A 13003-nucleotide genomic window follows, 5' to 3' on the forward strand; every position below is an offset into this window, starting at 1 on the left:
GGCCGCCGCCGGCTGGTTGGCGTTCCGGGTGGAACGGGTACGGCGGTGCACGCGCGGGCGGCGTGCGGGATCTCGATGTGGATCAGAAGTGGTTCAGGAGGTGGCTCACAGGCGGTTCCGGGCGGTTCAGCGGTGCTGGGTGGTACGGCCGAGCGCGGGCCCGGCGATGGCGGTGAGGACGGCGGCGGCCGCCCCGCAGCCGATCAGCTGCAGGACGATCGGGTCCGCACCGGTCAGCAGCCCGGCGCTCTCGGCACCCGCGGCGGCCAGACAGATGAGGGCGGTGCTCCAGCTGAACCCGAAGGCGTTCAGCAGCAGCGCCAGCCAGAGCGAGCCGCCCAGGAGCAGCATCGCGCCGAGCTGCGGGACGCCCAGGGTGGGGGCGCCCGGCCACAGCACGGTCGCGGCGGCGTCCAGCGCGGCCACGGTGGTGAGGTAGATGAACAGGCAGCCGAGCAGGATCCCGCCGGTGCGACGGGTGAACTGGCCGGTGGTGTGGCTGGTGCGGAGCGCGGCCACCGCCATCGCCCGGTAGCGGAAGAGCAGCCACTCGGCGAGGCCGAGACTGAGCGTCAGCGCGATCATGGCCGGGCCGGTCGGGGTCGTCGACGCCCCCTGGGCGGCGTGGCCACCGGTCTGCACGGCCTGGTGGATGGTCGTACCCAGACCGGCGATCAGCGTGAGCGCGCCGCAGGCCAGGCCGAACAGCAGGTGCGGGACCTCCTGGCGCAGCGGCAGCTTCACCTCCACCGGCTCCCGCTCGACGCCGCGCACGCACACCAGCAGCTCCCGGACGGCCAGCCCGACCGCCAGCAGCAGCGAGGCGAGCAGCACCACCGTACGGACCACCTGCGGGACGTCCGCCGCCAGCACCACACCCGCGCCGACCGAGGCCGGCGCCAGCGCCACCAGCAGGAACTTCTCCCGCCCCAGCACCAGCAGCACGGTGGCCGCGCCCAGGTAGCAGGACTGCCCGGCGGCGAAGCACAGCGCCCCGAGCGGCCCGCCCACCACGTACGCGGCGGCGCCCGCGATCAGCGCGCCGAGCGGTGCGCCGACGGCCAGGCAGAGCGCGGCCTCCCGGCGGCGCAGCCGGCCCAGCCAGCGGTACGAGCGGTGCGCCAGGGCCTGGTTGAAACCCCAGCTGACCAGCGTGGCGATCGACAGCGCGAGCATCCCCGAGGGCAGGCCGAAGCGCATCCGGGTGGTCGCGAACAGGTTGGCGCCGAGCAGGTAGCCGAGCCCGGGCAGGGCGAACACCAGGCCGCGCACGACGCAGCGCCAGGGGTCGGCCCGCCAGGGGTTGGCGAACTCGGAGCTCTGGCCGGGGTAGCGGCGCTCGACCTTCTCGAACAGCTCCTCGGCGACGGTGAACGCGTCGGGGCGGCCGTACAGCAGCGCGGCCTGCTCGTCCGAGAGGCCGTCGGACTCCAGGAAGGCCGCGATCTCGTACGGGTGGACGGCGTCGGCGCAGACGTCCCGCAGCCGCTCGGCGAGCTCGTCCAGCGGGTCCGCGGAGAGGTCGAGCTGCTCCTCGGGGCCGGGCCCGGGTGCGGGCTCCGGCAGGGCGGGACGGCGGCGCTTGAGCGGCAGCGTGCGCAGCTGCACCGTCCGCTCGGCGCCGGCCTCGTCCTCGACCAGGCGCAGGGGACCGCTCATGCGCCGACCTCGCTCGGCTCGGGCCGGGCGGTGGCGAGCTGCTGGTCCCAGTCGGGGCTGGGGGCCTGGTCGGTGACGGAGACCATGCCGCCGGGCATCCAGCGGGAGGTGCCCAGGAGTTCGGTGTAGATGCCGCGGAACCCGTCGATGTTCTGGCGGAGGGTGAACTGCTCGATCACCCGAAGCCGGGCGCCCTCGCCGAGCCGGGCGCGCCGTTCGGCGTCGCGCAGCAGCTCGATCGCGGCGGCCGCCATCGGCTCGGGCTCGCGCGGGGGGACTACCAGGCCGGTGTCGCCGACGGCCTCGCGCACGCCGCCGACGTCGGTGGAGACGGTCGCGCGGCCGCAGGACATCGCCTCGATCAGGGTGAACGGGAAGCCCTCGCTGATGCTGGAGAGCATGACCACGTTGCCCGCCGCGTACGCGTCGGTGATGTCGGCGACGCGGCCCTCGAAGGCCACCGAGTCGGCTATGCCGAGCTCGGCGGCCAGGGCTATGCAGCCGTCCCGGTACGCCTCGCCGCCCTTGGGCGTGCCCCCGAAGAGCCGCAGCCGCGCCTCGGGGATCTCGCGCCGGACGATGGCGAAGGCCCGGATCAGTGTCTCCAGGTCCTTGATCGGGTCGACCCGGCCGGCCCAGCTGAGGGTCGGGGTCTCGGGCTCGGGGCCGGCCGGCGGGAAGGCCGCCGGGTCCACCCCGTTGTAGACGGTGCGGATGTGCGCGGACGGCGTGCCGCCGCGCTCCTCCCAGCGCCGGTTGTACCGGTTGCCGGGGGTGACCAGCGCGGCCACCCGGTAGCTCTCCTCGGCGAGCATCCGGTAGAAGCCGAGCAGCAGCGCCTTGACCGGCCAGCGGTACGGGCCGGTGCGGTAGCCGAGGTAGCGCTCGCGCAGGTAGATGCCGTGCTCGGTGAGCAGAAACGGTACGCCGTACTGCTGGGCGGCGATCAGCCCGGGCAGGGTGGCGAGGCCGCCGCTGGCCGCGTGTGCGACGCCGTCCTTCGGCGGCTCGACCGAGAGCGGCCGCAGGGCGTGCTCCAGCAGGTCGGTCGCGTTCAGGGCGTCGTGCAGGGTCGGCCGGGAGACGGCGGTGGGCAGGTAGTCCCGGGTCCAGACGTGCTGGAGGGTGCGGAGCGCGCGCTCGCTGCGCAGCGCCGGGCTGAGCAGCCCGCGCCGGGCGAGGTCGGCGAAGCCGTACAGCTCGGTGCCGAAGTGCGTGGTGTAGACGGGATCGAGGATGGAGTGCAGGAAGCGCTCGTACGCGTTGAGGAAGCGCCGCATCTCCTTGCCGCGGGGCGGGGCGGCCTCGGCGGCCGGGCCCCACAGCGGAGCGGTCGTGACCGACTTGACGTTGGCGGGCAGTTCCCAGGCCAGTGCTTCGTGGCCGGTCCCGGTGACGGCGATGACGTCGAAGTCGACGTCCGGCATGCCTTGAACGAGCTGGTCGCACCAGACGCTCACGCCGCCGTGCTGGTGCGGGTACGTCCCCTCGGTGAGCAGGGTGACGCGCATCTCCTGTCCCCCCTCCTGTTCTTGCGTCGGTTCCGGCCTGGGTGGCCGGAACGGGAGCCGTGGCGGGGCCGGGCCGGTCGCCCGGCCCGACCCCGCCGGCGGGTGGTACGGGTTACCGTCCGGTGGTGCCGATCGGCGCGGCCGTCCCCCCGGAGGCCTTGCCGGTCTTCGCCGCGGCCTTGTCGCCGTGGCCGTTCTGTCCCTTGCCGCCGTGTCCGTTGTTATCAGCGGTCACGCCCTTGCCGGGCACCGGGGTACCGCTCCCGGGCACCAGCGACGGGGCCGGCTTGCGGGTGGTGTCGCTCGGGCCCACCGGGACCGGGGTCGCGACGCCCTGCGGGACGACCTTCTTGTCGGCCGGCGCGGGGGCCGGGACGGACTTGGCCGCGACGCTCGGCGCGACGGCGGCCGGGGCGGCCGGCGCGGACGGCAGCTGCAGGGTGATGCCGCTCTGCAGGGCGCCCGGAGCCACCCAGCCGGAGAGCGTACCGGCGTAGGACGAACCGAACGCGGTCGATCCGATGACCAGCTTCTGAGAAGTTCCGGTCGGCATGGTGGCCTGGACCTGAACGCCGGCCGGCGCGCTGACCGTCACGGTGTTGCCGACCCGGTAGGCGGTGACCTGACCGGCGGCGACGGCCGCGTTCCAGGCCGCGCGCTTCTGGAACTCCTGGCCGATCTCGCGCTCGCCGAGGTTCACGATCGGGGTGTTGTCGGCGTGCAGCGACCGGTAGGTGCCGAGGATCTTCTCCAGCACCGGGTAGAGGATCTTGTCCTCGGACAGGTTCGACTGGTGGATGAAGTGCGGGCGCGGGTCGTTGCTCAGCACGTGGCCGAGGTCGATCCGGGCCTCCAGCGGCACGATGTACGACTGGTAGCCGGTGTTGACGTCCAGCGGCGTGGGCAGGCAGGTCGAGTTGGCGTTGTTCTCGCAGACGCCGCTGCCGCCGTTGGCCTTGCTGGTGTAGATCCAGTTGTACTCGTCGGTCTCCTCCTTCGCCGTGCCGGCGTTGTAGAAGACGTTCATCGGGTACCGCGGCACGGTCAGCGTGGACGACCCGACGGCGCGCTGGGCGGGCTCGCGGGAGGCGTCGCTGCCGGTGTACTTGATGCCGTTGGCGGCCAGCGCCGGGGCCAGGTACGGGTTGTCGCTGGTCTCCTGGGGGGCGGTGAGCAGACCGGAGTGCTCGCCGGTGACCAGGACCTGCGGGTCGACGGTCAGGCCGTTGGCCTTGGCCCAGTCGAAGTTGTTCTTGATCTGGGTGGAGATGGTGTTCTGGTCGACCCAGACGGTGCCGCCGGCGGCGTTCTTGGAGCAGACCCACGGCACCACCGAGACGTCCTGGACGCAGCCCAGGTACGGGTGGGTGTAGGTGTGGTTGACCCAGCGGAAGCTGTTCTGGTCGGCGATCATCTGGCTCGCCGTGGGGTCCGCGGTGGTCGCGTGGTCGGCCTTCCAGTCCTCGCTGCCGCCACCGTTGAACACCATGTCCATGGTGAAGTTGTTGGCGGCCTGCCACTGCTTGGCGTACTGGGCGTCGGCCTGGGTCATCCGGATCGGGTTGGCGGTGTCCGGGGTGCCGGGCGGGCAGGTGACGTCGCCGGGGGTGCACTTGAGGGTGGTGTCCCAGCGGTCGTCGGCCAGGAAGACGTCGTCCACGTGGGCCGCGAAGTAGTTGCGGTCGTAGCCGAGGTGGACGCCCTGGGTGATCCAGTCGACCATGCCGCGGGCCAGCAGGCGGTACTGCTGCTGGTACTGGTTGTAGACGAAGGTGACGACCAGCTCCTTGCGGCCGTCGTGGGTGTACTCGCCGACCAGGGACCCGCGGGAGGTCGTGCTGGGTATCGGGGCGTCGACCAGCGGGACGAAGGAGGCGCCGGCCGGGAGGGTGGCGAGCGGCGTCGCCAGGTAGCCGTAGCTCTCGCTGACGCTGTGGTCGTTGTCCTCGAACGGGACGCTGCCCTTGAGGTACCCGAACGGGCCCGAAGTTCCGGCCGCGGTGGTGGCGCCCTGGAATCCGTCGAGGGTGCCGACGAAACCGGGATTCTGGGCGTAGTTCAGACCCACCGCGGGACTGGCCCACGTGTACGCGTCGATCTGGCGGACGTTGAAAGCGGCTTCGTAGCTCGCGATGGCCGTCATCTCGGCGGCGCTGTTGGGGAAGGGGTTTTCGTTGGGCAGCACGATGCCCTGGAACTTCCCCCGGGGCTGACCGTTGACCGTGTCGCTCAGGAAAGCCGAGTTGATCACAGGCCGGTTGGGGTCATTGAGGCTGACGACCTTGTACGGCGTGCCCTGGCTCTTCAGTTCGGCGGTGATGGCCGCGACCGAGGGACCGCCGTCGTCGACGACCAGGATGGTGAGGTCGATCCTGGGCGGCGTGGTGTCGCCAAAGGCAAGGGTGGTCTGCAGGCCGCTGGCCAGCAGGACTGCCGCCGCGCACGCGGCGACTCTTCGGGTCGCTCGACCCATGGTTGATCCTCCCCTTGGGCCAGGCGCCGCGCTGCTCGGCGCTCGCCTGCCCGTGTAGCTGTTCTCGCGGGCAGCAGGCTGCCCGGGGCCCATCCTGGTCGAGCGTCGGCGGTGCGAGGGACCAATTGGGCGAGAGTGCAGCGAACCTGTTACCAACGTTCATGGCGATGCCATGAAGGCGCTGATTGTGACCGGAACTGTACCGGCGGCGCAAATAATGAATTGAAAATGAAAAACCGGACGCTGAGCGCTACAGATGGTTACCGACGGTGGGGCCCAGCGGGGCGGGTGGGACACCTACACTGTCGTCGTTGCGCGTGACACTCTCGCACATCTCGCCGGTCCATTGGGCAGGTTCATGCAATATCGGGCACCGCTGTGCCATGTGACAGTCCGAATATGCAATGGAGGCGCCCACGTGGCCGATCAGCAGACGGAGTCCGGGAGAATCGGGGGCGTACGAAATAGGGCGCCGGAACCGGGTGGGGCGGAGTCGGTCGGGGCCGAGCGGGTCGGGCGGAGCCTCGGTCTGCGCGGCGCGGTCAATGCCCGCGATCTCGGCGGTTACCGGGCCGCCGACGGACGGTTGTTGCGGCCCGGAGTGGCCCTGCGCAGCGACGGCCTGAACCACGTCACCGCCGAAGACCTCGGTCCGCTGGGCGAGTTGGGCCTGCGCCGGGTGGTGGACCTGCGCAGTGCGGACGAGGTCAGGGACACCGGCCCCGACCGGCTGCCCGAGGGCGTCGCCTGGCATCACCTCCCGCTGCTGGCAACGGACTTCGACATCTACCTGATGATCAGGGACACCCTGTCCGACCGCAGCGCGCAGCGGCAGCGCGCCCTGCTCGGCGAGGGCCGGGCCGCCGCCATGATGACCGGCCTCTACCGCTGGTTCGTGACGGACCCGTCGGCGCGCGAGCGCTTCGCCGGCCTGCTGCGGCTGCTGGCCGCCCCGGAGGGGCCGCCGCTGCTGTTCCACTGCACGGCCGGCAAGGACCGCACCGGCTGGGCGGCCGCGCTCCTGCTGACCGCCCTCGGAGTGGACCGCGAGACCGTCCTCGCCGACTACCTGCTCACCAACGAGCGCTCCGCCCCGGTCGTCGACCGGGTGCTGGCCGACCTCGCCGCCCGCGGCCTGATGAGCGAGCCCGAGCTGCTGCTGCCGGTCTTCCGGGCGGACCCGGACTACCTGGACGCGGCCTTCGCCGAGGTCGAGGTCGGCTGGGGCGGCTTCGGCCCGTTCTGGCGGGACGGCCTGGGGCTGGACGACGACGTGCTGGCCGGACTGCGCGCCAACCTGCTGGACGGCAGCTGACGCCCCGCCGGCCGCGGACCCGGCGCGGGCGGCCGCACCGGCCGGTGGCGGCCGGTACGGCGACTGACGCGGTGGCGGCCGGTGGGGTGACTGACGCGGTAGTGGCCGGTGCGGTGGCGGCTCAGCCCTCGCTGATCAGGCCCTCGCGGAGCTGGGTGAGCGTCCGGGTGAGCAGCCGGGAGACGTGCATCTGCGAGATCCCGATCTCCTCGCCGATCTGCGACTGGGTGAGGTTGCCGAAGAACCGCAGCATGATGATCCGGCGCTCGCGGGGCGGCAGCTTGGCCAGCAGCGGCTTGAGCGACTCCCGGTACTCGACGCCCTCCAGCGCGAGGTCCTCGTAGCCGAGCCGGTCGGCCAGCGGCCCGTCGCTGTCCTCCTCGCCGGAGCCGGAGTCGAGCGAGCTGGCGGTGTACGCGTTGCCGACCGCGAGGCCCTCGACCACGTCCTCCTCGCTGACGCCCAGGCAGGTGGCCAGCTCGGCGACGGTGGGGGAGCGGTCGAGACGCTGGGACAGCTCGTCACCGGCCTTGGTGAGGGCCAGCCGCAGCTCCTGGAGCCGCCGGGGCACCCGGACCGACCAGCTGGTGTCCCGGAAGAAGCGCTTGATCTCGCCGACCACGGTGGGCATCGCGAAGGTGGGGAACTCCACCCCCCGCTCGGGGTCGAAGCGGTCGATCGCCTTGATCAGGCCGATGGTGCCGACCTGGACGATGTCCTCCATCGGCTCGTTGCGGCTGCGGAAGCGCGCGGAGGCGTACCGGACCAGCGGCAGGTTGAGCTCGATCAGGGTGTCGCGGACGTAGGTGTGCTCCTCGCTGGCGGGCTCCAGGGCGGCCAGCCGCAGGAACAGCGAGCGGGAGAGCGTCCGGGTGTCCAGTCCGGAGGCGGACGGCCCGGACGTGGACGGCCCGGAGGTGGACGGCCCGGTCGGCCCGGACGCGGTGTCGGGGCCGGGGGGCGTCCCGGGTGCCGCCTCGGGGCCGGGCGGTTCGACCGACTCGACCCGCTGCCGCGGGACCAGGGCCTCGGCGACGGCCGTGCCGCGGGCCTGACCAGCGTGGATCTCCGCAGTGCCCAGCTCTCCGGACATGCACCCACCCCCTCGTGACTGACAGTTGAACGGGGACCGTCGCGCCGAGGTTCCCGGCGGGGCCCTCCCCCTCCATACCGGAACACGGTGCACGGCAAACCCGAACGTCGCAAGATGTCACGTGGGGGTAACGCGCTGCAATCTCACTCTTCCCATGAGTTGCCGGTCCGAAGCCGGGTCAGGATCCGGGACAGCAGCCGCGAGACGTGCATCTGGGACATCCCCAGCTCGGTGCTGATCTGGGACTGGGTGAGGTTGGCGAAGAACCGCAGCATCACGATCCGGCGCTCCCGCTCGGGGAGCTGGACCAGCAGGTGGCGGACCATGTCGCGGTGCTCGACCTCGGCCAGCGCGGAGTCCTCGTAGCCGAGCCGGTCGAGCAGGGCGAGCCCGCCCTCGTGCTCCTGCGCGGCCTCCAGGGAGGCCGCGTTGTAGGCCCGCCCGGCGTCCAGGCAGGCCCGGACGTCCTCCTCGGGGATCCGCAGGCTGGCGGCGATCTCGGGCACCTTGGGCGCCCGCCCGTGCAGCACCGTCAGCTCCTCCATGGCGCCGCTGACCTGGACCCACAGCTCCTGGAGCCGTCGCGGGACGTGCATGGTGCGGACGTTGTCCCGGAAGTAGCGCTTGATCTCGCCCAGGATGGTCGGCAGCGCGTAGGTGGGGAACTGGACGCCGCGGGTGGGGTCGAAGCGGTCGATCGCGTTGATCAGGCCGATGGTGCCGACCTGGACGACGTCCTCCATCGGCTCGCTGCGGCTGCGGAAGCGGGTGGCCGCGTAGCGGACCAGTGGGATGTTCACCTCGATCAGGGCGGCCCGGACCCGTTCCCGTTCGGGGGCGTCGGCGGGCAGCTCGGCGAGCCGCTCGAACAGCACCCGGGTCAGCGTCCGGACGTCCACGACGGGCCTGCCACCGGGGCCGCGCAGCCCGTCCGGGCGGAGTTCGCCGGCCGGGCTGATGATCGCAGCCAGCACTTCGTCCACGGACACGTCACCCCTCCCAAAGTTGACAACGGCGGGCCCTGCGGATCGGGTGTCGCGGCTGATTCACCACCTCGCGATGTCCGGCAAAACCGGTCATAGCATCACAAGGCGGGCGCTGGTCGGGCAAGCACCCGGTGGAGGTGTGTTGGTGGGGTGCCCGGCCTTCACCGGGTCCGACGGCGGGGCGCGGCGGGGATCGTTCCGGGACGGAGCACGGCGCCCCGTCCGGGATTCGGACGGGGCGCCGCGGGCCGTCCGGGGGAAGGGCCGCGCGCGGCCCCTGGACGGGATGGGGGTCGGACGGCGGGTCAGACCTCGACGTCGGCGATCACCCAGGTGGCGAACTCGCGCCACTGGCCCGCCGCGGCCTGATGGGCCGGGTGGGTCAGGTAGGCCTGCAGGGCCTCGCGGTCCTCGACCAGGCTGTTGATCGCATAGTCGTACGCGATGTCCCGCTCGGTGGTGTTCCAGCCGCACTCCCACTCGCGCAGCTCGGGGATGACCGAACCGAGCTCGGCGAACGCCTTGGCGCCGGCGAGCGCGCGCTCGTCGTCCTTGCTGACGCCTTCGTTGAGCTTGAACAGGACCAGGTGCCGGATCACGATTGCCGCTCCTCGCGGACGGGGGTGGAGGGTCCCGCCCACCGTAGCCGGTGCGGCCGGGCGGGTGGACGGCCGTCCGCCACCCGGGCGCGGGCGGCCCGGCCGGCTACTTGATCAGCCCGGTCATGAAGGTGCCGACCGCCTTGGCCGCGTTCGAGATGCCCTCGAAGCCCAGCTGGACGAGCTGGGCGGAGCGGGCCGGCGACGTGATGATCGAGTAGAGCACGAAGACGAGCAGGAGGACCATGCCGATCTTCTTCGCCTGCGCCATCGGTGACCTCCCAGCCGTGGGCCGCCGTCATCCCGGTCCCCGAGCGGCCTGCAGGGGGCAGCTTATCCACCCGGACGGGCTATCAAGTGTGCGACGCGTTCGGCCGGGGGGACGAAGGTCCCCGCGAGTGGGGCCTTTCTCCGGGTGCCCGGTCGAGGGCCGGGCGGCAGGATGGACGACGTACCGAGGATCTGGCAGGAATCCCCGGTACATGGATCCGGAGCTCCCCGCTGTGGGACCGGTCGCCGCGGCTTCCCCCCGACGCGGTGCCGGTTGTGGGACTCCGCCGGGGGAGCGGTCAGTCCCCCGAGCCGCTCCCCCCTCCAGGCTCCGTACGGGCCGGGCACCGGTGGTCATCGGCCCGGCGTACGGAGCCCTTTCCGCGTCCGTAGTCGCGCGGAAACGCCGAGGGCCCGTCCGGATCGGACGGGCCCTCGGGCTTTCTGGCGGTAGCGGTGGGATTCGAACCCACGGTGGAGTTGCCCCCACACACGCTTTCGAGGCGTGCTCCTTTGGCCGCTCGGACACGCTACCGAGGGGAACTCTACCGGACGGGTGGCGCGGTCACGAAATCCGTATCGGCGGGAGCCCGGCGAGGGGTCAGCGGTGGGTGTCGAAGAAGGCCCGCAACTGCTCGCCGCACTCCTCGGCGAGGACGCCCCAGATCACCTCGGGGCGGTGGTTGAGCCGGCGGTCGCGCATCACGTCGAAGAGCGATCCGGCCGCGCCGGCCTTCTCGTCGAGGGCGCCGTAGACCACCCGGTCGATCCTGGAGAGCACGATGGCGCCGGCGCACATCGTGCACGGCTCCAGGGTGACGACCAGCGTGCAGCCGCTCAGCCGCCATTCCCCGACCGCCTCGGCCGCCTGCCGGATCGCGACCACCTCGGCGTGCGCGGTCGGGTCGCCGACCGCCTCGCGCTCGTTGTGGCCGCGCCCGATCACCTCGCCGTCAGGGCCCAGGACGAGCGCCCCGACCGGGACGTCCCCGGTGGCCGGCGCCAGGGCGGCCTCGGCCATGGCGAGGCGCATCGGCGCCGCCCAGCGGTCGCGGACCGGGTCGGGGCGGACGGGGGCGGGCAGCGGGGGGACGTACGGGACGGTCTGCGCGGTGGATGCGGGCTGCATGGCATCCAGTGTCGGGCATCCGGCGACTACCGGACGGCCTCCAGGACCTCGCCGCAGCCCAGGGCCTCGGCGATCTCCTCCAGGGCGTCGCCCGGCACCGCGCCCTCGCCGCTCAGCCCGAGCAGCGCGTCGGAGGCCAGGCCGAACTCGGTGAGCAGGTGGGAGTCGCCGAGCGGGCCGACCGGGACGCCGCCGTGCGGCTCGGCGTCCTCGTCCTCCTGGTCCTGGGCCTGCGCCTCTTCGTCCAGCAGGTGGTCCAGGTCGCCGAACTCGCTCTCGCCGGCCTGGTCGACCAGCTCGTCGGTGAGGACGGAGCCGTAGGAGCTGCGGGCGGCGGCGGCGCCGTCCGACACGAAGATCCTGGGGTCGTCCTCGCCGTCCACGCGGACGATGGCGAACCAGGAGTCCTCCTGTTCGATGAAGATCAGGACGCTGTCGTCGTCCTGCGACGAGCCGCGGGCCAGATCGGCCAGATCGGCCAGGGTTTCGACGTTGTCGAGTTCCGTCTCGCTCACATCCCACCCGTCCTCGGTGCGAGCAAGCACTGCAGCGAAGTACGCCACCAGGGACACTCCCAAGATGATCGGTCTCGGCGTCGGCGCGCTCGGGCAACGCGGAAATCTGGCCGCCCCCGCGCCAGAGGCGGTCCGCCGTTCGGACCGTCCCATCGGAATCGTGACAGAAAGCCGGCCCGCGCGGGGGGTGTTCTGCAGCGCGTCTTTGCAGGTCGTGTCGGAAGGGCCGGGCGGCGGAGGGCGGAGCCGGGACGGGACGGTCCGAAGCCGGTCGATATTTGCTCCGAACGCCCGCCGGGGCCGCCGGGGCCCACGGCGGAGGCCCTGTCGGAGGTCCCGCCGGAGCCTCCGGCGGAGGCCGGTCGGAAGCCCGTCGGAGGCCCGTCAGATCCGGAAGGTTCGCATCCGCATCGCCTCGCGCATCCGCCGTTCCTTGGTCCGCCGGGGCTGGACCCGCTCCCGCAGTTCGCGTGCCTCGGTGAGCTCGCGCAGGAAGACGGCCCGCCGCCTGCGGCGCTCCGCCTCGGACTCCGGAGGGTCGCCCGGCGGGCCCGCGCCGACGACGGGCTCGTCCGCCGAGCCGCCCCCGGCCTTCGGGTTGCTCGTCATAAGACGTGACATTCCCAGAACGGCCCGGTTGATACCACAGGAGACGCATCCGTCCGGACATTCACCCCAGGTCACGGCGTGTCACCGGGAAGTCACCCGGTCCGGCGGCCGGATCGGGCCCGGCGTGTCGTACAGGCGTCCAGACCCGGGCTAACCTCGGTACATGCGTCTCCACGTCGTCGACCACCCCCTGGTGGCCCACAAGCTCTCCACCCTGCGCGACGAGCGCACCGACTCGCCGACCTTCCGTCGCCTGACCGACGAGCTGGTGACCCTCCTCGCCTACGAGGCCACCCGGGACGTCCGCACCGACGAGGTGGAGATCACCACGCCCGTGGCGGTCACGCTCGGTACCCGGCTCAGCTACCCGCGCCCGCTGGTGGTGCCGATCCTGCGGGCCGGTCTCGGCATGCTGGACGGCATGACCCGGCTGCTGCCGACCGCCGAGGTGGGCTTCCTCGGCATGGTCCGCAACGAGGAGACCCTGGAGGCCTCCACCTACGCGACCCGGATGCCGGACGACCTCTCCGGCCGCCAGGTCTACGTGCTCGACCCGATGCTGGCCACCGGCGGCACCCTGGTCGCCGCGATCAAGATGCTGATCGAGCGCGGCGCCACCGACGTCACCGCCGTGGTGCTGCTGGCCGCCCCCGAGGGCGTCGAGGTGATGAAGCGGGAGCTGGCGGACCTGCCGGTCACCGTGGTCACCGCCGCCCTGGACGAGCGGCTCAACGAGAACGGCTACATCGTCCCGGGCCTCGGCGACGCGGGCGACCGGCTGTACGGCACCGCGGGCTGAGTCCCGGCCGCAGAGAACGACGAGGGCCCTCCGGCAGCGCGCCGG

12 protein-coding genes and 1 tRNA gene are annotated in these 13003 nt (G+C 72.3%); 2 read left to right on the top strand and 11 right to left on the bottom strand.

Going from position 1 to position 13003, the window contains the following annotated elements; all coding sequences use genetic code 11:
- Window positions 1-126 precede the first annotated feature (126 nt).
- The 3 genes from ACYP53_RS09320 to ACYP53_RS09330 form a co-directional block, all read right to left on the bottom strand.
- Entirely contained in the window at window positions 127-1659 is a 1533-nt protein-coding gene (locus ACYP53_RS09320) for a hypothetical protein (RefSeq protein WP_189913148.1), read from the bottom strand.
- Window positions 1656-3170: a GT4 family glycosyltransferase PelF gene (pelF, locus tag ACYP53_RS09325; RefSeq protein WP_189913147.1), complete on the bottom strand. Its 1515-nt coding sequence runs from the start codon at window positions 3168-3170 to the stop codon at window positions 1656-1658. The genes ACYP53_RS09320 and pelF overlap by 4 nt, the downstream gene beginning before the upstream one ends.
- 112 nt (window positions 3171-3282) lie before the next feature.
- Window positions 3283-5643: a hypothetical protein gene (locus ACYP53_RS09330; RefSeq protein ID WP_459647118.1), complete on the bottom strand. Its 2361-nt coding sequence runs from the start codon at window positions 5641-5643 to the stop codon at window positions 3283-3285.
- 418 nt (window positions 5644-6061) lie between these two features.
- Between ACYP53_RS09330 and ACYP53_RS09335 the strand changes: the two genes are divergently transcribed.
- Entirely contained in the window at window positions 6062-6958 is an 897-nt protein-coding gene (locus ACYP53_RS09335; protein WP_189913146.1) for a tyrosine-protein phosphatase, read from the top strand.
- Window positions 6959-7079: 121 nt separating this feature from the next.
- On the opposite strand, the gene ACYP53_RS09340 is transcribed toward ACYP53_RS09335, so the two are convergent.
- The 8 genes from ACYP53_RS09340 to ACYP53_RS09375 all read right to left on the bottom strand — a co-directional run bounded on the left by ACYP53_RS09340 (window position 7080) and on the right by ACYP53_RS09375 (window position 12159).
- Window positions 7080-8051: an RNA polymerase sigma factor SigF gene (locus tag ACYP53_RS09340; protein ID WP_459647119.1), complete on the bottom strand. Its 972-nt coding sequence runs from the start codon at window positions 8049-8051 to the stop codon at window positions 7080-7082.
- A gap of 143 nt (window positions 8052-8194) precedes the next feature.
- A complete protein-coding gene (locus tag ACYP53_RS09345; protein ID WP_229928253.1) occupies window positions 8195-8977 on the bottom strand; it encodes an RNA polymerase sigma factor SigF in 783 nt (260 codons plus the stop codon).
- Between the two features lie 365 nt (window positions 8978-9342).
- A complete protein-coding gene (locus tag ACYP53_RS09350; RefSeq protein WP_189913145.1) occupies window positions 9343-9636 on the bottom strand; it encodes a Dabb family protein in 294 nt (97 codons plus the stop codon).
- A 106-nt stretch (window positions 9637-9742) separates the two neighbouring features.
- Window positions 9743-9907: a hypothetical protein gene (locus ACYP53_RS09355; protein WP_189913144.1), complete on the bottom strand. Its 165-nt coding sequence runs from the start codon at window positions 9905-9907 to the stop codon at window positions 9743-9745.
- 444 nt (window positions 9908-10351) lie between these two features.
- Window positions 10352-10441: transfer RNA gene (locus ACYP53_RS09360), tRNA-Ser, on the bottom strand.
- A gap of 66 nt (window positions 10442-10507) precedes the next feature.
- Window positions 10508-11035 carry a tRNA adenosine(34) deaminase TadA gene (gene tadA / locus ACYP53_RS09365; RefSeq protein WP_189913143.1) on the bottom strand — a complete coding sequence of 176 codons (528 nt, stop codon included), beginning with the start codon at window positions 11033-11035 and terminating at the stop codon, window positions 10508-10510.
- A gap of 26 nt (window positions 11036-11061) precedes the next feature.
- Window positions 11062-11550, bottom strand: a complete 489-nt coding sequence (locus tag ACYP53_RS09370) for a tRNA adenosine deaminase-associated protein (protein WP_229928199.1) — start codon at window positions 11548-11550, stop codon at window positions 11062-11064.
- Window positions 11551-11934: 384 nt separating this feature from the next.
- Window positions 11935-12159 (bottom strand): hypothetical protein, encoded by a 225-nt coding sequence (locus ACYP53_RS09375; protein ID WP_189913141.1) that lies wholly within the window; start codon window positions 12157-12159, stop codon window positions 11935-11937.
- Window positions 12160-12322: 163 nt separating this feature from the next.
- On the opposite strand from ACYP53_RS09375, the gene upp reads away from it, so the two are divergent.
- Window positions 12323-12958, top strand: coding sequence for a uracil phosphoribosyltransferase (gene upp / locus ACYP53_RS09380; protein WP_189913140.1), 636 nt, complete (start codon window positions 12323-12325; stop codon window positions 12956-12958).
- The last annotated feature ends 45 nt before the right edge of the window (window positions 12959-13003 follow it).

Source organism: Kitasatospora sp. Ki12 (assembly GCF_054601375.1).

Bases quoted from the DNA above. Each gene is read 5' to 3' on its own strand.
- ACYP53_RS09375 (WP_189913141.1), bottom strand. From the start codon at position 12,159: ATGACGAGCAACCCGAAGGCCGGGGGCGGCTCGGCGGACGAGCCCGTC.
- ACYP53_RS09340 (WP_459647119.1), bottom strand. From the start codon at position 8,051: ATGTCCGGAGAGCTGGGCACTGCGGAGATCCACGCTGGTCAGGCCCGC.
- tadA (WP_189913143.1), bottom strand. From the start codon at position 11,035: ATGCAGCCCGCATCCACCGCGCAGACCGTCCCGTACGTCCCCCCGCTG.
- ACYP53_RS09330 (WP_459647118.1), bottom strand. From the start codon at position 5,643: ATGGGTCGAGCGACCCGAAGAGTCGCCGCGTGCGCGGCGGCAGTCCTG.
- ACYP53_RS09355 (WP_189913144.1), bottom strand. From the start codon at position 9,907: ATGGCGCAGGCGAAGAAGATCGGCATGGTCCTCCTGCTCGTCTTCGTG.
- pelF (WP_189913147.1), bottom strand. From the start codon at position 3,170: ATGCGCGTCACCCTGCTCACCGAGGGGACGTACCCGCACCAGCACGGC.
- upp (WP_189913140.1), top strand. From the start codon at position 12,323: ATGCGTCTCCACGTCGTCGACCACCCCCTGGTGGCCCACAAGCTCTCC.
- ACYP53_RS09320 (WP_189913148.1), bottom strand. From the start codon at position 1,659: ATGAGCGGTCCCCTGCGCCTGGTCGAGGACGAGGCCGGCGCCGAGCGG.